The following is a 21498-nucleotide window of genomic DNA, read 5'->3' on the forward strand; positions in this document are numbered from 1 at the left end:
TGCTTTATCTAAGCTCATAGCAGCCCCGGTTGCAAGCGTAAATTGTTCAGAGAAACAAAACTTTAATGAACTTGTTTGGGGGTTGTGGGGGCGCACAAAAAACACCTCTATGGTAGCAGTGCTCTGCTCGTAAGCGACCATATTTTGTGCTTTATAGTTGAATGTCTGGGTTTAAAACCGTACCATAATTGCAAATGATAACGATTAGTATAAATATGAGTTTTATTGCAATTATCCCGCTTTGGCTGGCGGCACTGAGTTTATATCTTGGCAGTCAGCAACAAGTCATCATCACTCGCGCATTACCTAAGCCGTTGGCCGGGTTTAGCGCTATGTCTTTATTTTTACTCGGCATTGTCGCTTTCAGTCTAAATTACCCTTGGGTGTCGTCGATGCTGGCGGCGCTGGTGGTGTTTATGCTAAGCCTGTTTACAGTGACCATTAGCTCGGGCTACTCCAGAGAGCGCACCTTGTCCATAACGGGCGGCGTGTGCCTGGTTAGCCTGATTTTTGGAGGGGCAAGCTATGTGGCCTAAAACACTCAGTGGTTTATTCATCGGCCTGTTTTTATCCGTGTCAGTTGTGCTTAACCTCAATCTGTTATTGCCTTTTTCCGAGGGCACGCGCCTGTTAATTGGACTTATTTTGGCATTCCCAATTTGGGCTGCGGCTTTAGTATGGGCCTACTCCTTTCCTTCTGCCTGGAAGTCTTTTCGGGCTTTGATGCTGGCACTGGTGCCATCCGTTTTGCTTAATACTGCCCTGATGGTGCTGAGGTAATTCAGACAATGAACAATCAAACACTTAAATCACTGACCAATGCCCATGCCTGGATAGGTCTGATCATTTCTACTGTTCTGTTTGTGGTGTTTTTTGCCGGTGCCATCACTTTGTTTAAAGACAATATCACCAGCTGGGAGCGCACGCCTTTACTGGTCGACGCTGGGCACAACACAGCACAGCCCGCATTTGATAAAGCGCTGGCAACCATTGAAAAAAATTATCAGGTAGACATGCATGGCGGCATGTTTATGTATGCCCCGGATCAACACAATCCGTTTATTGAAGCCCGCTTTGAAAGTGAACTGGCACAGCCCGACCCGATCACTGGTGAAGATCACCTTCATCAGGCCTTGTTATTGGATGCCATTACAGGTGAAATCGTTGCCAGCAGCGATACGCATAACTATGCGCACTTCCTGTACAAGATGCACTATGACCTAGGGCTGGGGCGTGCGGGCCTGTATTTTGTTGGTCTCATTACTTTGTTCTTTTTCGTGGCAATACTGAGCGGCATAGTGATCCACTGGCGTAAGTTGTTCAGCAAGTTCTTTCAGTATCGAAAAGACGGCAATAAAGATAAGTGGCTCGATGCGCATAATCTGATAGGCACAATGGGACTGCCCATGCACCTGATGTATGCCTTCACCGGTCTGGTTTTCAACATGGTGATTATTTACCAGATCTCCTATGCGGTGATTTTGTATCAGGGTAATCAGGAAGCGCTGCTCGATGCCGCCGGGTTTGACCAGCCGCATCTGGAAGAAGCCGATAAACGAATGGCTATGACAGGTGTGGATGATATGTATCGTCGCGCTATGGCGACTCTGGGCGATGTCACCATAGAGCGCATCAGCATTGAACATTTTGGTGACGAGAACGCGATTTTGGTGTTCGCTACGACCAGTAACGAAGACTTCTCATTGTGGCGTGAAGTGCGTTATCTGATGAGTACGCAGGAGCAAATCTACCTGACCATGGACAATTACGATAACGCCGTGCGAGGTGGTCTGTCGACCATTGCCAGTCTGCATTTCGGTGACTTTGCAGGATACGGGATGCGCTTAGCGTTTTTCTTGTTTGGTCTGGCAACTGCCTATGTGATCATCACAGGTAACCTGATGTGGATAGCGAAACGGGCTAAACAACGCAACCAAAGCCAGCGCAGTCTGAACTTTGTCAGGCGCCTGACCTCAGGCAGCTTTATTGGCGTAGTGGCGGCTACTGCGGCCGGGTTTGCACTGGCGCGTGCGCTCCCGGTCGAGCATCTGGGGCGTGCTGAGTTTATAGAGCGCAGCTTCTACCTGATCTGGATTGTGAGTATTGTGATCTCGCAGCTGATGCGCAATCAAAAGCTGTTTTGCAAGGCGCTGCTGAGCGCCAGTGCGGCACTGTTTGCCCTGACCGCCATCAGCGACTGGACCTTGTTTTACAGCACGTCGAGCCTGCTCAGCGGCGCTGCACTGCGTGATGTTTTGCTGGTTGATACTATGTTGCTGCTGCTGGCTGCCATTTGTATTGCCGCAACGAAACGCGTCTATGCGCAGGAATCGAAGGCACAGCGGGTCAGCTCGCAGCCACTCGCCTCTGAGGCGTAACCAAGCAAAAAAGCGCTGGAAACAGCGCTTTTTTTGTGCCCAAAATCAAGGCATAGTAGCGGGTACATTACACAGCACTTCACATGATTATGAAAATACATGCTTTTTTTAACTGGATTTGGCGAATTAACGGCTTGATCTTATTCCTCATAGTACTGTTTCTGGGCGCAATGCTTGTGTATGACATAGGCAGAGATCTGTTTTCTGAACAGGGCGAGCAAAATGTGCCGTTGAACTTAGCTGAGGATAAGGACCGGGAAGAAAATTGGGATCTGGGTTATCCTGAACAGCTTGGAGACTATGATTACTTTCTGATCCCGCTGGAATCCGAAAAGCTGACGGTTGATGCGACAGCAGCGGACATCTCAACAGCAGAAGGCTTCAAGCGCAGTGGCAGCTCGCAGCAAATGTATAGCAGTTATCGAAAATCTCGAATGAAAAATGCCATTCTGATCAATGCCAGCACCAATGAATCTCACTGGTTGTTTGACTCAGTGGATCAGCTTATCTACCGATTTGGCACCTTGGTACAAGAAGGTGCTCGGCTCAATGAGCAGGAGCAGGCTATTTTCTATGAGCTGATCAATAAAGACACCAATGAAGATCAACAGCTTGATTATAATGATGATATGACCTTTGCTTTAAGCCGTCTCGACGGTACCAACTACACAGAAGTCATTGTCGGATACAGCGAATTGATCACCACAGCTGTCAATAAGGATGGCAATTTGCTGATTGTTTATGCCAAGGAAGAGCTGGTGTTTACAGCGCTCATCGAGCTAAGTACATTTTCGGTGCTGGACAAACGCGCCTTGCCAAAAGTCGGTGAAACACTAAAAGCGCACTGAAGGCACAGATACGAGGCCGTCATCGTCAGGCCTCGTATCATCTTGAGCGTTTTTAGTGAGATTTAAAGCTAGCGAATATACAACGACTTGGTTGTTCTAAGCGCGTGTCTCTGGTGTGCTCTTCGAAGCAGGGGAAGCTGCCAGCGTCAAAAGAATTCACACAAAACCAGACACTATTGAGTTTTTTGATATAAATCTAATAAAGATGACCTCTAACTTTAAAGTGTAAAAATTTACGCTACGCTTTGAAGTGACAACTAATTTGTTGGCTCTTAGAGGGTTACCATGAAAAAACTACTCCTGTGCACTTTTCTTGCGGTATCCGCCAATGGATATGCCGCGACTTCTTCAACAATCACTTTGGTTTCCGATTACCTGTTTAACGGGGTCAGTCAGACCGACGAAGATCCTGCCATTCAGGCCAGTCTAGACTGGGCCGGCGATTCTGGTCTGTATGCCGGTTTTTGGGGATCTCAGGTCGATTTTGGCGAAGGAACAGACATTGAAGCGGATGGCTATATTGGCTATTACACCGCGATTGACGACACGGTTAATGTGGATATTGGCATTGCACAATATACCTACCATGGCGGTGATAACAGCTCGGATTATAACTACCCGGAAGCTTACGTTAAGTTTAACGTTGGCAACACCAATCTGAATTTTTGGCATACCTGGGACTACTTTGGGACAGATGCCGGGCACAGCATTGTAATGCTGACTCACGCCATTCCCATCAACGATAATCTGTCGTTCGAAGTGGGTATTGACCACTCCATAAGTCATGACAAAGACAAATGGAAATGGGAAGACGATGACAGTTACACGCACTGGCGAGCCACGGTGAATTATAGCATCAATGATTGGGCGCTGAGCTTAGGGTACGAAGATACGACCATGGAAACTATGGGTGATTCCACGGTGTTAGTCACACTGGCCAGAACCTTTAACTTCTAAAGGAGTTATGTAATGAAATCACTGATTTCAGCCTTAATATTGCTATGTGCATCTTGGTACAGCTATGCAGAAACTGTATATCTGACTTCACTGGATTGGCCGCCTTACTCAGGTAAATCGCTCAGTGAGCAGGGGGCGTCGGTGGCGGTTGCACAAGCCGCATTTGCCGCCGAAGGTCACACTTTGGTGGTGGAGTTTTATCCCTGGTCGCGGGCGGTTAAGTCGGCGTCTACCAAAGACTCCAAGTATGTAGGGTATTTTCCGGAATATCACTACGACACCAGTGAGTTTGTGTTTTCCGATCCAATGGGCACAGGGCCACTTGGCCTGGTTCAGAATGTGTCTGCGCCAATCAGCTACAGCTCTGTGGGCGACCTGGCTGGTAAACGCATTGGTGTGGTGCAGGATTATGTTAACACCAAAGAGCTGGACGAGATGATAGCCAGCGGCAGTATTAAAGGGGAGGCTGTGCCGTCTGATGTGCTGAACATTAAGAAAGTCGCAGCAAAACGCATTGATGCAGCCGTAATAGACAGTAATGTACTGAAGTATTTGCTGAAATCCGACGCGTCGTTAAGTGGCGTTCAGTCTAAGGTTGCAATGCACCCGACCTTACTGCAAGACAAACAGTTATTTGTGGCATTTCGTAATGACGCGCAAGGTCAAAAGTGGCAGCAAATTTATAATGCCGGACTGAAAAAAATTGATATTCCCGCCATTATGGCTAAGCACCTCAATTAACGCTGGCAGGAGGTTCGCTTGACTCGCTCGATTCAATCTCGTCTTGTTTTAACCGCTTTGCTGGCAATGGGTTTTGTGTTGTTAGCGTTTGGTGTTTATGACTATGTGACTCAGAGTAATCAGTTAAAAAGCAAGTTGGATACGCAAATAGCCTTGGCTAAGCAGCGTATGGAGCTATCACTGCCGAGTGCTTTGTGGAACTTTCAGACCGACCTGGCGCAGAAGCTGGTAAATGCGGAGGCGGCATCCGACGACCTTGCCCTGATTGAAGTGCGAGATACGGGCGGCGAGTTAATCGTGAAAGCTACGCAGGAGGGCGATGCACAACCGCTCTCTACCACCTCTTTTGAATTTGAATTGCTGTTCGACAACGGTGGGGAGCAAAGCCCGGTGGGCAGCGTTACCTTGCTGATCAACACTGAGCCGATGCGCCAGGCACTGCTGTCTTTGGCTATTAACTCTGTGGTGAAAGTGGTGCTCCTTGCAGCCATTTTAGGCAGCGTGCTGGCATTTATTTTTAACCGCCTGGTGGCGATACCGCTGGAGGAAGTGGCCGACAAACTGGCCAACATTGCCAGTGGTGAAGGCGACCTGACCCAGCAATTAGTGGTCAGACGGGACGATGAAATAGGTCGGCTGGCCGCCTCGTTTAACCTGTTTGAAGAAAAAATAGCGGAACTTGTGACAACCATTAAGTTATCGATTGACGATTCATCGACGTTATCAGAAAACATTTCCAGCCTCAGTACCGAAGGCTTTAACTTCTTACAGCAGCAACAACAGGAAACGGACCAGATTGCAACGGCTATTACTGAGATGGCGTCGTCGGCTTTGGAAATTGAAAGCAATACTAAGTTGACGCTGGAGTCGGCCGAAAATGCCTACACGGATGCGGATAAGGTGAATCAGGCATTCGAGCAGTCTATTCATGCAATTGAAGAGCTGGTGATACAAATGGACGAAGCCACGCAAGTGGTCAGTTCACTGGAAGCCAGTGTTCAGGGCATAGTGTCGGTACTGGATGTGATCCAGTCGATCGCAGAGCAAACCAATTTGCTGGCGCTCAATGCCGCCATAGAGGCTGCCAGAGCCGGTGAGCAGGGTCGGGGGTTTGCCGTGGTGGCCGATGAGGTGCGTTCCCTGGCCAGTCGAACACAAACATCCACTGCGGAAATACACGAAACCATTACCTTGCTACAAAAAGGCTCAGACTCAGCCGTGACCGTGATGCAAAAAAGCAAACTGAAAAGCGAAGAAAGCAAGCAGGCGGCACAGACGGCCAGCGCCTCGCTGGCAAACATCAGTAAAGCCGTTGAAAACATCACACAAATGTCCAGCCATGTCTCATCGGCAGTCTCGGAGCAGAGCACGGTTGCAGAAGATCTCAGTAAAAACATCAATGAAGTGGTCTTTTCGGGGCAAAACAGTATGGGCAAAATCGAGCAGGTGCAGGTTTACTCCGGTGATATGAAAGAGCTGTCATTGCAGCTCAGAGACTTAGTCAGCCGCTTTAAAACCTAACACTTTAAACAAGCAACTTTGCTACTCGCTCAGTGATCTGAGCGAGCTGTATTTTGGCGCGAAATTACCAGCAGTCTGGCTGTTTCTCTTTCACATACAGCTATGGCGCGCTGTGGCCTCACAGTGCCAAGAAAATTCGGAGAGTTTCAAAACGCGCTGTGGCGAACTTTTGAACATCGCCACTTGTCTACTTATGAGTTGACCTGTAAAAAGGAATATAGAAACAAAAGGAAGGACTCAAATATGGACTATTTATACGCAATTATCCTCTTTGCCATTTCATCCTCAGTGACCCCAGGGCCGAACAATATTATGGTGATGACGTCAGGGGTTAACTTTGGCGTAAAAAAGAGTCTGCCTCTGTTGAGCGGCATTTGTATCGGCTTTGCCTTTATGCTGCTGCTTGTCGGGATCGGTTTTTCCAGATTGTTTGAATGGTTTCCCGGACTTCATATGCTAATCAAATGTGCGGGTGTACTGTATTTGCTGTATCTGGCTTTACTGATCGCACGCTCCGCCGACACCCAGGATGCCGACAATCAGGGCCAGCCGTTGTCGTTTTTAAAAGGTGCTTTATTTCAATGGATCAATGGTAAAGCCTGGGTAGTTGCCACCGGCGCGGTCGCTGCCTTTACCACGGTCGGGGGCGGAGTCGATAGTCAGACTATGCTTATCGCCACCATCTTTTTGCTGGTGTCATTTCCCTGTGTTGGCGTCTGGCTGTTGTTTGGCTCACTGTTACAAAACTGGCTGAGCAGCGCGGCCAGCCGTCAGCGTTTTAATCTGGCCATGGCGCTGTTGTTGGTTATTTCTGTACTCCCTGTTTTGCAGGAAATTTTAGTACAGTTATCGGTGCAAACAATCGGATCCTGAAAGCCTACTGTAAAGGGCATTTACACGTGCTTATGCATAACTCAACTCAATGAAAAACATAATAAAGAGCTAAGGAAAACCAAATGATCACTTATCGACTTGCTTTGGCATCGGAGGCTGAAGCGCTAAAAGCACTGTTATGGCAACATGGCCAGAATGAGTGGAACCACTTAACCGAAGAAGGCGTTAATGGTGAATTTGAGCTACTTAAACAGGGGAGCGCAAGTGCCATGGTGGCGGTGCAGGAAGGTGAAATTATCGGTTTTGCTGTGTTGATTGGCGCTGCGCACAGCCCGGATTATCTCAACAAATACACTGGCCTAAATGTTATGTACTTTATCGGTGACGTGGTGGTTGCCAGTCAGCATAGCGGCAAAGGCATAGCGACGGCCCTGTTGCAGGCCTGTATTGCACAAGCAAAGCACGCTGGTGGCGAACTGGTTTTAATTGAGCGTCATGAAGAAAACCTGGCGTCTGCTGGCATGATGCGAAAAGCCGGATTTCAAATTATTGATACTTTTCACGACCCGCAAAAACGCAGTGCAGGCTCACAAAATAGCTGCATCCTGGCCATTGAACTCTAAATCCTGACACTCAGTTAAATCCTTTGTGCTGAGCAGGGCGAATGCTCAGCACAAACCAGGTCAGCGCACGGCTACCGTCACGCCGGATGCGGCCAGTACCGAGCCGGCACAGCGATTGAGCAGCGTGAGCCGGCGTGGCGTTGTCAGCAGTTTTCTGGCTTGGCTACCCAGATATACATAAGCCAGATTGACCGAGCCAAACGCCAGGGTCGCACATGCCATGATCCCCAAAATATCCGGATAAGTCATGTTTTCTATGGCCACAAAGGTGGGAAATAAGGCCACGTAAAAAACAATGGCTTTTGGGTTACTCAGTGTTAGCAAAAAGCCGCTCAACACGGCCGACTGCGTGCTTTGCATCTTAGGTTCAGTAATGGATGTACCCGGTTTTGCACGTAGCAGGGAAATCCCCATCCAGATCAGATAAGCAGCGCAGAGATACTTGATGATAACAAAGGCGCTGCCCAGCACTTCGGCGACCACTGCCAGGCCCGAAATTGCAAGTAAAATGAACAGGTAATCGGCAAGCAGCAGGCCCACCGTCATATTCACACCTTGTTTCAGGCCACGCGCGATAGACGCCGAAGTAATTGCAAATACGGCGGGACCGGGTATCACCGCAACGAGAAACATGGCAATAAACAACGCCAGGTAATGTTCAAAAGTCATAAAACGACGAGTCCTTTTGGTTTTGTAAAGCGGGCAGGCTGAGTCGCCCTCAGCTCACATCTTTAATATAAGTGATTTTGTTGTTTTCGAACCGGAACAGGGTTTTTCCTTCAAGCTCCAGCGTATCCTGCGCTTTCAAGCCGTTTGGCAAGTCAACGGCCAGTCTTGCCTGGTACTGAATGTGCGCGGTGGCAGCATTTTCTTCCAGTGCAAGCTCGGTGAGTGTTTGTTGGCGGGACTCAAATATCGCGGCCGCTTTTACGGCGAGTTGCTCAAAGGCTGCTTTACCTTGTGCACTTGCCGTGATCTCACCATTAGATTCATTCTCAAAAATAATATCCTGATCTAACAGCGCCAGCATAGCGGCAATATCAAAGTCGTTGTAGGCGCAAATATAGGCTTCAACCAGGTCGATATGAACGGGTTCTGACATGTCAATTCTCCTTATTTAAAACATGTGTGCCCCTGCATGTTTGTGCAGGTACAGACGCATTAAATCGGCTGGTTCGACATTTGGCAAGTACTGCATTGAGTTAAATGTGTATATTGCACCGTTAGACGACAGCTTTAATGCTATCTGCTGCCTGGGGTTAGAGTTGCAATAAACTTAATAATTTTCTCTAATTACCGGCCTCGCCCTGTTTTTTGAACAGCTCTCTTCTATATTTATTAAGATAATACAGTCGTCTGGTTTATGGGGGACACTTGAGCGAGCCGTTACCTTCTATGTCTCTTGTTAAGAGATTAACCCAGCTGAACTTGTCGGTGATGGCAAGCAGTATGTTGCTGGTGTTTTCGTTGACGTCCATATTGCTGTGGTTTGTGGTCCGTGACCGGCAGGCCGAAACCGCAGAGACCAATCTTGCCCAGCTGGCGCATAACGTGGTGCCTATGCTGGTATTTAATGATGTGGAAACGGCAAGCAAAGAGCTTGAGCTTGTCGGGGTTAACAAAGACGTGCTGTTTATCTCTTTACGAGATACCAAAGGTGAGGTTTTCAGCGAGTATGCAAAGCCCAGCTTTGTTAAATCTTCGGCTTTATATCAGCAAGTTGGCATTGAGTCTGTGCGGGAATACGAAGGCGTTAGAATGCGCTTATATTATCCTGTGTCAATCAAGGGCAAGTTTGAGGGCGACCTGATCATGGTGCTCGATTTAACGGGCATGATGTACTGGTATTTACAGTTGGTCCTGATGTTGGCGTTACTGATCGCAGCCTTGTTTACCGGCTCGGCTTTTTTGCTTTCACGCGTGCAGCGCCAGGCCCTGATGCCGCTTATCTCTCTGTCGGAGCTGGCGCAGCGGGTTTCACATGAGCATAACTTTCAGTTGCGCGCCAATGTGATCCGCGATGACGAAATTGGCATTTTAACCCGCAGTTTCAACGAGCTACTCAAGCGTGTTGATATTTCCCAGGCTGAACTACGACAACAGCTTGAACAGGAGCAGGCACAAGGGCAGCAGCTCAAGCAAATGGTCCGCACCGATCCGCTCACTAAGCTGCCAAACCGGGTCGCATTGAACCAACTGCTCAAAGAGATAACCTGCGAGGCGTGTAACCCCAAGCCTTTAAGTTGCTTGATGTTTATTGACCTTGATAACTTTAAATTTGTGAACGACAACTATGGCCACGATGCCGGGGATGAAACGCTGATTGAGGTTGGCAAGCGGATCAGCGCCATTATCCGCAGTGATGATCTGCTGTGTCGCCTGGGCGGCGATGAGTTTGCGCTGCTTTTGCCAAGCATAGAGTCGACAGAAAACGCCGAGAAGCTGGCCGCCAGGATAGTCACTATTATTAATCAGCCCATCGTGGTCAAAGAGACGGTGATGCCAATAGGGATCAGTATTGGTCTGGCCTACACGCCGCTCGATGCCGATGCGCCAATGGAGCTACTAAACTGTGCCGATGACGCTATGTATGCGGCCAAACGTGCAGGGAAAAACAATTTTCAGGTTTTCAGCAAGCAGGCTCCGGTATGAAACAGCATGACCTTTTTGTTGGGCTCTTGATGATGTTGTCGAGTTGCGCGCTGGCACAAAATGATCCTTTGCCCGACCTGGAAGATCTGTTGAGTCAGCAGCTTAACCAGTTACCCAGTAATACGCAAAGCTCTGCGGGCTCCAGGATAGAACGCTCAAGTAGCGACAGCATGGCAGTCACCCATGTGATCACCGACAAAGATATCAGGCAGTTTAATCTGCAATCACTGGCAGACATTCTGGCGATGTTTGTGGGGATCACCACCCGTGATAACAGCTCATTTATCTACCTTGGGGCCAGAGGTATAGGCCGGCCCGGCGACTTTAATTCGCGTTTTTTGTTCTTACTGGACGGGACCAGAATGAACGAAAACCTGCTGGATGCCGGGTTGCTTGGCTACGAGAATTTTGTCGATGTGGGGCTGATTGAGCGGGTGGAATACAGCCCGGGTGCCTCTGCTGCTTTGTACGGTAACAATGCACTCCTTGGGGTGATCAACATAGTGACCAAAACCAGCAGCAAATTGCGAGGCCTGAACACAGCCTGGTCGGTGACCAACGACGAAACACACCATGGCCGGATAACTGCGGGGTTCCGTTCGCAAGGGGGCGCCGACAGCTGGTTTTCTCTGAGTGGCTCTAAGCTGCGGGATATCGATTTTCCCGTGCCAGGTGCCCCAGCCGAGCTGCTTGCCTGGCAGCAGCTTAATAAAGAAAGCAGCAGCAGAGCCATGTTCAGCCATCAAAGTGGCAGTTTTCAGTTTCAGGCTGCGGCTTCACGCCGCCAACGCAGTTTTCCGGATGGTTTTAGTGTGCTGCGCTCTAACGTTCCCGAAATAGGCGCGCCTGAACTTGAAACGCTCGACAATGAAGCCTTTTTTGTCGCGCTGACATTTGATGACACTATTTCGCAGGACATAGAAGCGTATTTTCATATCTCTACTCATGGTAACGATCTTATCCGCAATGTACCGCTGACCTTGCCCGATGGCGGACTGGAATTTGTGCGTCCTATGAACTCTGGCCGCTGGAGTAACCTGGATGGCCAGCTGGTTTTTTTAGGTGTTGAAGATCACGAACTGATGCTGGGCATAGATTTTCAAAAGGATCACAGACAGGAGTTTAGCTCTCGCTCCAGCATACCCTCGGAGTTTAATTTTGAGCAAAAAAGTAATGAAAATCGCTATGGCTTGTACGTGCAGGACTTGTGGCGCATAACACCTGAGTTTAAATTTCAGTGGGCGCTGAGATATGACAATTCGGATTTCAGCTCTGAGCGCTGGTCTCCAAGCTTTACCGCCAAATACAGTTTTACACCGGATCACCACCTGTTGCTGCGCCACAGCCGGGCATTCAGGGTCGCGAACTTCCTTGAGCGCAATGCAAACAGCGTATTTGACGAGCCAAACCCCAAAAATGAGACCATAGATTACAATGAGATAAGCCTGGTGCAGCGCTGGAGCGACTCACTGTCGTCGTTTGCCACGTTTTATTATGCCAACATAGATAACCTGATCCATCAGGACTTTTTCCGGCCTATTTACTTTAATCCCCCACCTATTCGCAGTCATGGTGCTGAAATTGGGGCAGACAAACGCTGGTCTAACGGCATGTCTTTGATAGCCAGCACCGCAATCCAGCGCTCACGCCTGCGCGGCGGGTTTGGCATTGCTAACTCCCCAGAATTTATTGGCAAGCTACGCTTTAGCCTACCGCTTGGTCGCTCCGGCTTTACGCTCAGCCTGAGTTCTTATGCGGTCAGCAAAAGAAGGACCTTTGACAGTCACCTGCCGGGCTTTGCCAGTCATGATGTCAACGTAAACTGGCAAAACGAGCACAACCTGTTTATCGCGCTGGGCGTCAGAAATATCACCGATAAAGAAATACTCGATATTACCGATGACGGCTTTGTGCCGTATCTGCAACGCCGTCGTCAGGTACACTTGTCGCTCAACTGGAGCTGGGGCAATGATTAAGTTGCTATTGGTTCTGTTATGTCTGGTGTTGCTGCCCGAGGGAAAGGCGCAAAACCTCAGTGAGAATGAGCTCAAGGCAGCGTTTTTATACCGCTTTAGTCAGTTCAGCAAGTGGCCGCCACCACCGCCTGATAAACTGAGCTTTTGCGTGGTCGGTAACCCGGATCTCTATCAGGCCATCGACGCTTTGCTGCAAGAACAGCAGGTGGATGATAATACCGAAGTCATAGAGCTGCCCGACAACGAGCAAGTAGCGCAATGCGATATCCTGTTTTTAAGCCAGCAGAACAGGCAGCAAACCCAGTATTGGCTTGAAGACCTGGCACAGTCCCCGTCCCCGGTGCTGGTGGTTGCAGATACCAGCGAAGGGTTCCGCCAGGGTGCCATGATAGGCCTGATTGCCGATGCCAACAACCTCAGCTTTCGCGTTAATCTGACAGACGCAAAGCGTCGTGGCCTGAACTTTAGCGCCCATTTACTTAAACTGGCCACTGAGGTACGTTGAAACAAACAAGCCCTTAAAAGCAATGAAGATGCGCTGGATGCCATTTTCTGTCTTTATATTGCCGGACTTTATCAGATACAAGCACCGGGCATGACCTATGGGTGTGATCAGCAAGGCTATATCTGGGTGCCGCAAGTACCTTGTATTTCGTGGTCGCCACCCAGCCTGAATACCTGTTTGTAGTACTGAAATACAAAAATATCCAGGAGCGGCTAGGGTTCCTGGTGGCAACCAATCTCACTGTCGCAATTTGCAGCGCGCTCTCGCCATATGCGCCCATCCATGCGCACGCGCCAGATAGCAGTGTCATGATAAGAGCCATCACGATTGCGAGTAACAACTTTAACGTCGGTATAACAGCCACCTGAATGCAGCGCTCGCAGTCCTTCTCGTAAATGAAGATAATCCAGGCTAGTCATAGCAAAGCTGCCGCATTCTGAGCGACACACATACTCGAACCTTTCCATGGCTTTGATAGAGAAATTACCTTTTCCCCATCATGTTGTCGCTCATTACTCTGCCATCCATCACAAACTGAGCGTACTGTTTAACAAACGGATGAAGCTGCTCGGTTGTCAGACCCAGATATGTGGCCAGGCGTGCATCATTTTGGTTGATCTCGGCTCTCAGGCGTTGTTCAAACTCCGGGGAATAACCGTCAGCATGGTACTTTGCTTCCTGTACCGCAGGGATCTGGTTAAAAGGCAGGATATCATCAGGCACTTCACTGTCGTGATAACCCGCTGGTGCAGCCAGCTTGGTCATAAAGCGCTCGTACTTCTGGGCGACATCGGCATAGCGCTCAGCGCTCATTCCCAATGCGTTGGCGCCTTCATTAAATGCTACCTGCATTTCCTTGAACTCAGTCATTGCCTGATCACTAATCTGGCTGTTGGCGTGCGCGAGCGTGCTATGGCCCAGTAATGCAGTAAGTATACATGCGGTCAGTGGTAACTTTTTCATTTCAGATCCTCTCCTTTTGATTAGTGAGATAGAGGTTGGTTTTATGTGTATTTTTTGTCAAGTTTGTGGTTGTGTGTTTTTTTGCACTTTCAGCGCTTTGCCTTTGCAGGTTGCAAGTTTTGGGCTTATCACCCTATCGCCAGCTTACTGTTGATCCTGTAAAGTTAATGACTGATGAATATCGGGCGCTTGGTAGGATTTTTGACCGGTGTTATTTACGTCAGATTGCCAGGGCTCAGAAACAGGGGAGTGCAATGATAGAACTAAAACAATCAAACCCATCAGATATAGCGCACTTTGTAGAAATGGAAAGGGCCACAGACACGTCCGGCTTTATTCTGCCATACAGTGCAGAGCAACATCGCGCCGCGATGGCACAGCCGCGCATAGTGTATTTGTCTATCTATGACAGTCAGTCGTTAGTCGGTTTTATCATTCTGGCGCGCGAGGGTGAGACCAGCGTGGAGTTTCGCAGAATTGTGGTCGGCGTTAAAGGTCGCGGCATTGGTCAGCAAGCTCTCAGCCAAATGGAGCAATACTGCGTCGATGTGCTTAAGTGCAAACGTATCTGGCTGGATGTGTTTGCCGACAACACCCGTGGGATCCATATCTACCAAAAACTAGGCTATACCCTCTTTGAACGGGCTGAGCATCAGGGGCGCGCTTTGTTCTATATGGAAAAAACCGATATGGAAAAAACACTGAAAAGTTAGCCGGGTGTCTGGCCCAACCATGGCGAGGCCAGCGCCCCTTAAACTTGCACAGTATTTGCACTTTCTTTGCGCGGTGTTTGCACAATCCACTCATATAGTGAAATCAAAGGTAGCGTTTTGGCTATCAGATGTTCCGTTTTGTGGGAGTGGTTGGTATGAATACAGTACATAAAAGAACAATGTTGGCGACCTGGGTGTCGGTGTTGTTGTTATCTGCATGTGGCTCGGGTGGTGGCAGTGATACTCAGGCTCAGTCGAATTCGCTTAGCGCTGAAACCAACAGCACCAACACAGGATCAGCAACGCAGAGCGACAGCACAGCGGACACATCAAGTGATAATAATGCTCCGTCGGATGACACAAACACCGAAGAGACAGAATCGGGTGCCAATACAGACACGGGCACGGCGCTGACATCTGGCTCGACCGACGGCGTGCTGTGTGATTACTTCTACAACGAGTTCAATGACTCCGCCTCAGTACAAATGACCAGCAATGCCGACTGGAGCTGTACCGGCAGTACTCGGCAACTTACTGCCAATGGCATTCCAGACCATGAGACGGGCACTTTTCCTAATCCGGGCAATCCCAATACCATCAGCGAAACAGCAGTTTCTGTCAGTTACACCCTAACGCCTGAACAAACGGATACGGCTTCAACGCTCGGCGGACCAAGAGGCGCAACGGGCTATGTACTGAATGGCGTTAAAATAGATGCCAATACCGCAGGCTCGTGCGATGATTCCGGCAACAGCTGTAGTTTGGTGGGCAATACCGGAAACTGGCATATCGAAGCGCTTGGCCAGACCAGCTTTGATTTTGGCACCGATGACAACAATGCCCATGTGCAGCCCAATGGCGCTTATCATTACCACGGCATGCCGGAAGGCTTTATTGCCCTGCGTGGTGGCGACAATACCAGTATGACCTTGATTGGCTGGGCTGCCGATGGCTTTCCCATATACGCCCGAAATGGTTACAGCGACGCGCAAGATGCAACCTCGTCGTTAAAGGCGATGACGGGCAGTTATCAGCTGGTGGAGAACGTTAGCAGCAACCGCCCCTCAACGTCTGTATATGCACTGGGGACCTTTGCTCAGGATTGGGAGTATGTGTCGGGCAGTGGCGACCTGGACGAATGTAATGGCCGCTATGGCGTCACCCCTGAGTTCCCTCAAGGCATTTACCATTACTATGCCACCGATACCTATCCGTATTTTCAGCGCTGTGTAAAAGGTCAGTTATAGTCATTGGGAGATTTAAACATGCGAAGTTTCATCACAGAATTACTGCTGGCTGCCAGCCTTTCACTAAGCTGCGCAGCCCATGCTCACTTAATGGTGGCCGAGCAGGGCACGCTGACTTTTGACGAGTCGGGCGCCTATCTGGTGGTGGCCATTGACCCGTCGAGTTTTCCAGATGCGGATGCCGATAAAAATGGCCATTTATCCGCAGAGGAGTTTAAACAGGCGCAAAGTGACCTGTTTAAACATGTACAGGCCCAGGTCTATATGACCGAGGGAAAGATCAAAAAGCACATAGAAGGGTTGCTTCTGTCACCACAAACCGCCCATCACGGCGACCAAAGTGAGATTGACCAGATTGTAGTCATGGGCAAGTTTGTCGGCGTTGATCACAAGCAAGAGCTGCGATTTCACAATGGATTTTATGGCAAGGGTAACGACAAGCAGCTGGCTATGCGGGCCAAATACAAGCGCCTTGGCTTAACACAGCGCTTTACCTTAACCGCAAAGCAGCAGGCTGCAAAAGTGTTCTGAATGGCAGAGGGGTGACTGATATGAAAGCGGCACAAAGGATAACACTCAATGGTCCGCTATAAACGGGACGAAGCGGCAAACTTGTCCCTCTATTGCAAATATTCAGGATTAAGTTAAGGTAATTATTGAAACTTATTTATCAACACTTATTTATCAACACTTATTTATCAACACAAGGAATGATTATGAAACTGAAATTTAAGAAAAAGCAGATCAAAAATTTAAGTAAACTCCCCACACTGGCTGTTGATGCAACGCCCAATGTTGCAGGCGGTGAGTATACAAACACCGGGTGCACAACCATTTGCCCGTCTATTATTAAAATGTGTACCACTCGCCCTGGAGAGTTTAATTGCCATACCACAATCTTGTGTTAAACCTGCCTGAGTTGCGGCGCTGAGTGCCGCAGCTCTGTGGTACTGAACCGAATTTGGTTAAAACGGGGGCGCTCAATCCGGGCCCCTATGATAGCGTCTAAGCGAGTGTCATATTCGCCGCAACCAGCACCAGTAACCCCGCAAAAATTTTCTTGATGGTTGGTACGGGTAAATGATGCGTTGCTTTTGCCCCCAGCGGAGCGGTAAACCAGGACGTACAGACAATTCCCAGCAGTGCGGGCAGGTAGACAAAGCCGGCAAACCCATCTGATAGCGCAAACTGTGCACTGCCCGACGTGACGTAACCAACAGAGCCAAACAGGGCAATCACGATGCCACAGGCTGAGGCGCAGCCAATGGCTTTTTTCATATCAATGGAGAAAAACGTCAGCAGAGGCACCAGCAGTGCGCCGCCACCGATGCCAATCATGGCTGAGAGCCCGCCAGTTAAGGTTGTAAACCCCGTTAACACCCCTTTATTGGGCATAGTGCGCTCGTCAGAAGCAGGCTTGTTATTGCCAAAAAACATCTTCAGTGCAATCAGAACCACGCTGATGGCAAACACCCAGCGTACGATTTGCTCCGGTAGCATGGCCGCTAAAAAGCCGCTGATCAATGCGCCCAGCGCGACCCCCGTCATGATCCAGGGAGCCAGCTCCCAGGGCACATTGCCATTTTTGTGGTGGGCGATGGCAGAGGAGGTCGAAGTAAACAAAATAGAGGCCAAGGAGGTGGCAATGGCGGCGATAATCACCTGCTCAGGAGGCAACACCGCAAAGTACAACAAGATACTGCTTAGCACCGGAACAATCACCAGCCCGCCGCCAATGCCAAGGAGTCCGGCCAGAAAGCCCACACCGCTGCCCAGCACCGCGCAGCATATTATCAATAACAACAAGTCACTCATTGTGTTTGTCTCATTTTATTATTCGGATTTAGACAGATGACGAGGGGATTGCCTTGCAGGTAACCGGATCGCCACGTTCCACAGGAGTATATCAAGATAACGGCGCAGGCTTTTCAGATAAGCTTTGAATATTCCTCACGTTTTAGATGAAGGAAATTCAATTTAAACATCTAGATGGCTAGATGTTTAAATTTCTAGGTGTTTTTATGCCCCTTTTCTTGTGGCTGGCCGACGAAAAAACGCAGCTGAGTAACAAGCATGAGCGCAGCTCAAGTTTTAGGTGAAATTAAACCGTTTTTCTTCAAGTGCTTGCCCGGGTAACAATGTATGTGCTCTCACCGCCAGACCTGCTTGATTATGGCTAAGTGCAAGCGCTGCACCAGGAAGAGCACTGTACATTTGGGTTAAATAAAGAAAATTGGATACCAGAACGCCATGAACAACGAGTTTACTTTTACAGTCAAAAGCCTCATTTTTGATGAGCATTATCGTCCGTCAGACAATACACGGATCACAACCAACTTTGCTAACCTGGCCAGAGGGGAAAGTCGTCAGGCGAACTTGCGCAATGCATTAAAGATGATCGATAACCGTTTTAATGCACTGGCGAACTGGGACAATCCAAACGGCGACCGTTATGCCATTGAGCTGGAGATCATCTCGGTAGACATCGACATTGCCGGCAGCGGCGAAGCTTTTCCCTCTATCGAGGTACTGAAAACCAACATTATCGACCATAAAACCGGTGAGCGCACCGAAGGCATCGTCGGTAACAACTTTTCATCTTATGTGCGCGACTACGATTTCAGTGTGGTACTGCTCGATCACAACAAAGGTAAACCGCAGTTCAGCATCCCCGAAGGCTTTGGAGAATTGCACGGCAAACTGTTTAAACACTTTGTGAACTCCAGTGCCTATCAACAAAACTTTAAAAAGCGACCGGTGATCTGCCTGAGTGTGTCGGACAGCAAAACCTATGTCAGAACCGAAAACCAACACCCGGTACTGGGCTTTGAATATGAACCAAATGAGTCGTCGCTGACCGAGCAATACTTTAAGAAAATGGGTTTGCAGGTGCGCTACTTTATGCCGCCAAACAGTGTTGCGCCGCTGGCGTTTTACTTCTTTGGCGACTTGCTGAATGACTACACCAACCTGGAGCTGATCAGCACCATCAGCACGATGGAAACGTTCCAGAAAATCTATCGCCCGGAGATTTATAACGCCAATGCAGTGGCAGGCAGACGCTACCAGCCAAACCTAAAAAACCAGGATCACTCACTGACGCAAATCGTGTACGACCGTGAGGAGCGCAGCAAGCTGGCGGTGGAGCAGGGTAAATTTGCCCACGAGCACTTTATTAAGCCTTACCAGAGTGTACTTGAGCAGTGGTCGGCGAATTACGCCTGATAGTTAACGACAAAGAAGCGGCAGAAATTATGAAAACACTTTTACCTACCTCCACTGCGGGCAGTTTGCCTAAACCTGGCTGGCTGGCACAGCCAGAGGTGCTTTGGTCGCCCTGGAAGCTCGAAGGACAGGCACTCGTTGACGGCAAACAAGATGCACTGCGTGTGTCGTTGCACGAGCAGCAGCTGGCAGGCGTTGATATTGTCAGCGATGGTGAGCAAACCCGTCAGCACTTTGTGACCACTTTTATTGAGCACCTGGATGGTGTGGATTTTGAAAACCGTAAAACGGTTAAAATTCGCGACCGGTACGATGCCAGTGTACCAACCGTGGTGGGTCCCATCAGCCGCCAGAAGCCGGTGTTTGTTGCAGACGCTAAGTTTTTGCGCCAGCAAACCAAGCAACCCATTAAGTGGGCACTGCCCGGCCCGATGACCATGGTAGACACCTTGTACGACGACCACTATAAGAGCCGCGAAAAGCTGGCCTGGGAATTTGCTAAGGTATTAAATCAGGAGGCCAAAGAACTGGAAGCGGCCGGCGTCGACATCATTCAGTTTGATGAGCCAGCATTCAATGTGTTCTTTGATGAAGTGAATGAATGGGGCATAGCCTGCCTGGAGCGTGCCATTGAAGGGCTGAAGTGCGAAACGGCCGTACACATTTGTTATGGCTACGGCATTAAAGCCAACACCGACTGGAAAAAAACCTTGGGTTCGCAGTGGCGTCAGTACGAGGAAGTGTTGCCTAAGCTGCAAAAGTCGAACATAGATATTATCTCGCTGGAGTGCCATAACTCGCGGGTGCCGGTGGAGTTATTATCCCTGGTGCGCGGCAAAAAAGTCATGGTCGGTGCCATTGATGTGGCGACGGATACCATAGAAACGCCAGAAGAAGTCGCCGCAACACTCAGAGAAGCGCTCAGATATGTGGATGCCGATAAACTTTACCCCTGCACTAACTGTGGTATGGCACCGCTTGCACGGGACGTGGCTCGGGGCAAATTAAATGCCCTCAGTGCCGGGGCTGAAATTGTGCGTAAGGAAATCCTCAGCACACCGCTGTCTGAAGCCTAACCAGGCTCGCATGCTGGCTCTTTTATTTGATGTTGCTGATGTTTTACGGTAACTGTATAGGATGACGCGCGCACTGATCTTGCGCCCTGGCAGTACCGTATCATAGTTTGATTAAATTTAAAGGAGTCAGAATGCGCCTATTCTCTGCAAGTCGGGTCTTTATGGTAATGACTGCAATGTTGCTATCGGGATCGCTTGGGGCAGAGCAAAACGTTGAGCCTCGGACGCCATTTAGCTGGTCGGCCGGGCCCGACTTACCCATTGCGCTGCAGGAAGTGTATCCTGCGGTTTTTAACAAGCGTATTTTTGTGGGGGGCGGCTTTACGCCTTCCGATCTCCCGTCTTTTTCTGATTTAGGTCCCACCACTGACGTGTTTTTACTTCACCCGGCTCACGCGCGCTGGACCAAAGCCCCCGCTTTGCCCGCAGCCCGGCATCACCTGGGTATGGTCGCTAACCAGCATTTTCTGTATGCCATTGGTGGTTTTACGGGGGCTAAGGATGATGCCTGGCAAATTCAGCGCTCGGTCTTCAGGCTCGATGGCAATATGCAGGCTTGGCGCAACGCGCCGACTTTGCCCATACCGCTTGCCGAATCTGTGTATGCCAGCGTGGGCAAAAACATCCATGTGATTGGCGGTAAAACGCCCAGCCGGGACAGCGGTAAAAACATAGATACCGACGCACACTATGTGCTGGTCAACAACGCCTACTGGCGCAAGGTTAAGTCGGCAAGTGTGGCGCGCAATTCGGCCGCCAGCGCGGTGATTGGCCATAAAATTTACGTGATTGGCGGACGTACCAGCGGCAAAGAGGGCGTTAACCTCAGCCATGGCGAAGTGTATAACACCAAAACGGATAGCTGGTCACCAATTGCACCTTTACCCGTTGCATCGGCGGGGCTGTCGGCCAGTGTGCTGGATGGTAAAATTATCGTGTCGGGTGGCGAGGTGTTTGGCCCCAATGGAGACTGGCAGGCAGGTAAAGCCCTTGATGATGTGTGGGCATACGATCCGCAAACGGATCTGTGGCAGGCACTGCCCAACTTGCCACAACCGCGTCATGGTCATGGCTCAGTCTCGTTTAACGAGCAGCTGCATATTATCGGAGGCGCTGCCAAAGTAGGGCCACAGGAAACCTTGTCGTCGACCATGACGTTGTCGATACAAGCAAGTGAATAACAAAAAAGCGCCCAAGGGCGCTTTTTTAAATTGGCATGGTAAACCAGTTAAGGTAAAC

General features: G+C 49.4%; 24 protein-coding genes. 19 read left to right on the plus strand and 5 right to left on the minus strand.

Annotated elements, in window-relative coordinates; all coding sequences use genetic code 11:
• The first annotated feature begins 215 nt into the window (after positions 1-215).
• The 9 genes from TW77_RS22295 (at position 216) to TW77_RS22335 (ending at position 7902) form a co-directional block, all read left to right on the plus strand.
• Entirely contained in the window at positions 216-536 is a 321-nt protein-coding gene (locus tag TW77_RS22295) for a hypothetical protein (protein ID WP_046007157.1), read from the plus strand.
• Complete coding sequence (locus TW77_RS22300) at positions 526-780, plus strand: hypothetical protein (RefSeq protein ID WP_046007158.1); 255 nt, start codon at positions 526-528, stop codon at positions 778-780. The genes TW77_RS22295 and TW77_RS22300 overlap by 11 nt, the downstream gene beginning before the upstream one ends.
• 8 nt (positions 781-788) lie before the next feature.
• Entirely contained in the window at positions 789-2378 is a 1590-nt protein-coding gene (locus tag TW77_RS22305) for a PepSY-associated TM helix domain-containing protein (RefSeq protein WP_046007159.1), read from the plus strand.
• A gap of 83 nt (positions 2379-2461) precedes the next feature.
• Positions 2462-3226, plus strand: a complete 765-nt coding sequence (locus TW77_RS22310) for a hypothetical protein (protein ID WP_046007160.1) — start codon at positions 2462-2464, stop codon at positions 3224-3226.
• Between the two features lie 285 nt (positions 3227-3511).
• Entirely contained in the window at positions 3512-4183 is a 672-nt protein-coding gene (locus TW77_RS22315) for a TorF family putative porin (RefSeq protein WP_046007161.1), read from the plus strand.
• A 12-nt stretch (positions 4184-4195) separates the two neighbouring features.
• Positions 4196-4924 carry a substrate-binding periplasmic protein gene (locus TW77_RS22320; RefSeq protein WP_046007162.1) on the plus strand — a complete coding sequence of 243 codons (729 nt, stop codon included), beginning with the start codon at positions 4196-4198 and terminating at the stop codon, positions 4922-4924.
• Between the two features lie 18 nt (positions 4925-4942).
• Positions 4943-6445: a methyl-accepting chemotaxis protein gene (locus TW77_RS22325; protein WP_046007163.1), complete on the plus strand. Its 1503-nt coding sequence runs from the start codon at positions 4943-4945 to the stop codon at positions 6443-6445.
• 243 nt (positions 6446-6688) lie between these two features.
• Entirely contained in the window at positions 6689-7318 is a 630-nt protein-coding gene (locus TW77_RS22330) for a LysE family translocator (protein ID WP_046007164.1), read from the plus strand.
• An 83-nt stretch (positions 7319-7401) separates the two neighbouring features.
• Positions 7402-7902 carry a GNAT family N-acetyltransferase gene (locus TW77_RS22335; protein WP_046007165.1) on the plus strand — a complete coding sequence of 167 codons (501 nt, stop codon included), beginning with the start codon at positions 7402-7404 and terminating at the stop codon, positions 7900-7902.
• Between the two features lie 60 nt (positions 7903-7962).
• Here the strand turns inward: TW77_RS22335 and TW77_RS22340 are convergent, their stop codons facing one another.
• Positions 7963-8571, minus strand: a complete 609-nt coding sequence (locus TW77_RS22340; protein ID WP_046007166.1) for a LysE family translocator — start codon at positions 8569-8571, stop codon at positions 7963-7965.
• Positions 8572-8620: 49 nt separating this feature from the next.
• Complete coding sequence (locus TW77_RS22345; protein WP_046007167.1) at positions 8621-9004, minus strand: nuclear transport factor 2 family protein; 384 nt, start codon at positions 9002-9004, stop codon at positions 8621-8623.
• A 293-nt stretch (positions 9005-9297) separates the two neighbouring features.
• Here TW77_RS22345 and TW77_RS22350 point away from each other — a divergent pair, with 293 nt between their 5' ends.
• From TW77_RS22350 to TW77_RS22360, 3 genes are read left to right on the plus strand one after another with little or no spacing between them, the layout of a single operon-like run.
• Positions 9298-10554 carry a sensor domain-containing diguanylate cyclase gene (locus TW77_RS22350; protein ID WP_046007168.1) on the plus strand — a complete coding sequence of 419 codons (1257 nt, stop codon included), beginning with the start codon at positions 9298-9300 and terminating at the stop codon, positions 10552-10554.
• Entirely contained in the window at positions 10551-12530 is a 1980-nt protein-coding gene (locus tag TW77_RS22355; RefSeq protein ID WP_046007169.1) for a TonB-dependent receptor plug domain-containing protein, read from the plus strand. Before TW77_RS22350 ends, TW77_RS22355 begins: the two co-directional genes overlap by 4 nt.
• A complete protein-coding gene (locus TW77_RS22360; RefSeq protein WP_052713312.1) occupies positions 12523-13035 on the plus strand; it encodes a YfiR family protein in 513 nt (170 codons plus the stop codon). The genes TW77_RS22355 and TW77_RS22360 overlap by 8 nt, the downstream gene beginning before the upstream one ends.
• Before the next feature lie 212 nt (positions 13036-13247).
• On the opposite strand, the gene TW77_RS25450 is transcribed toward TW77_RS22360, so the two are convergent.
• Both TW77_RS25450 and TW77_RS22370 read right to left on the minus strand, forming a co-directional pair.
• Positions 13248-13502: a hypothetical protein gene (locus tag TW77_RS25450; RefSeq protein ID WP_162197982.1), complete on the minus strand. Its 255-nt coding sequence runs from the start codon at positions 13500-13502 to the stop codon at positions 13248-13250.
• A 16-nt stretch (positions 13503-13518) separates the two neighbouring features.
• Positions 13519-13998 (minus strand): hypothetical protein, encoded by a 480-nt coding sequence (locus TW77_RS22370; protein WP_046007171.1) that lies wholly within the window; start codon positions 13996-13998, stop codon positions 13519-13521.
• Positions 13999-14252: 254 nt separating this feature from the next.
• Here TW77_RS22370 and TW77_RS22375 point away from each other — a divergent pair, with 254 nt between their 5' ends.
• The 4 genes from TW77_RS22375 (at position 14253) to TW77_RS22390 (ending at position 16866) form a co-directional block, all read left to right on the plus strand.
• The gene (locus TW77_RS22375; RefSeq protein WP_046007172.1) at positions 14253-14711 is read left to right on the plus strand and encodes a GNAT family N-acetyltransferase; all 459 of its coding nucleotides are present in this window, start codon (positions 14253-14255) and stop codon (positions 14709-14711) included.
• 155 nt (positions 14712-14866) lie between these two features.
• On the plus strand, positions 14867-15958 hold the full coding sequence (locus tag TW77_RS22380; protein ID WP_046007193.1) for a YHYH protein: 1092 nt from the start codon (positions 14867-14869) through the stop codon (positions 15956-15958).
• Positions 15959-15976: 18 nt separating this feature from the next.
• A complete protein-coding gene (locus TW77_RS22385) occupies positions 15977-16489 on the plus strand; it encodes a hypothetical protein (protein WP_046007173.1) in 513 nt (170 codons plus the stop codon).
• A gap of 185 nt (positions 16490-16674) precedes the next feature.
• Entirely contained in the window at positions 16675-16866 is a 192-nt protein-coding gene (locus tag TW77_RS22390; RefSeq protein WP_046007174.1) for a hypothetical protein, read from the plus strand.
• 97 nt (positions 16867-16963) lie between these two features.
• On the opposite strand, the gene TW77_RS22395 is transcribed toward TW77_RS22390, so the two are convergent.
• Positions 16964-17773, minus strand: coding sequence for a sulfite exporter TauE/SafE family protein (locus tag TW77_RS22395; RefSeq protein WP_046007175.1), 810 nt, complete (start codon positions 17771-17773; stop codon positions 16964-16966).
• A gap of 435 nt (positions 17774-18208) precedes the next feature.
• On the opposite strand from TW77_RS22395, the gene TW77_RS22400 reads away from it, so the two are divergent.
• From TW77_RS22400 to TW77_RS22410, 3 genes are all read left to right on the plus strand, one after another.
• Entirely contained in the window at positions 18209-19183 is a 975-nt protein-coding gene (locus TW77_RS22400; protein WP_046007176.1) for a DUF1852 domain-containing protein, read from the plus strand.
• Between the two features lie 29 nt (positions 19184-19212).
• Complete coding sequence (locus TW77_RS22405) at positions 19213-20259, plus strand: methionine synthase (RefSeq protein ID WP_046007194.1); 1047 nt, start codon at positions 19213-19215, stop codon at positions 20257-20259.
• 131 nt (positions 20260-20390) lie between these two features.
• Complete coding sequence (locus TW77_RS22410) at positions 20391-21440, plus strand: Kelch repeat-containing protein (RefSeq protein WP_046007177.1); 1050 nt, start codon at positions 20391-20393, stop codon at positions 21438-21440.
• Positions 21441-21498: the final 58 nt, after the last annotated feature.

The organism is Pseudoalteromonas rubra (genome assembly GCF_000967655.1).
Lineage (GTDB): Bacteria > Pseudomonadota > Gammaproteobacteria > Enterobacterales > Alteromonadaceae > Pseudoalteromonas > Pseudoalteromonas rubra_A.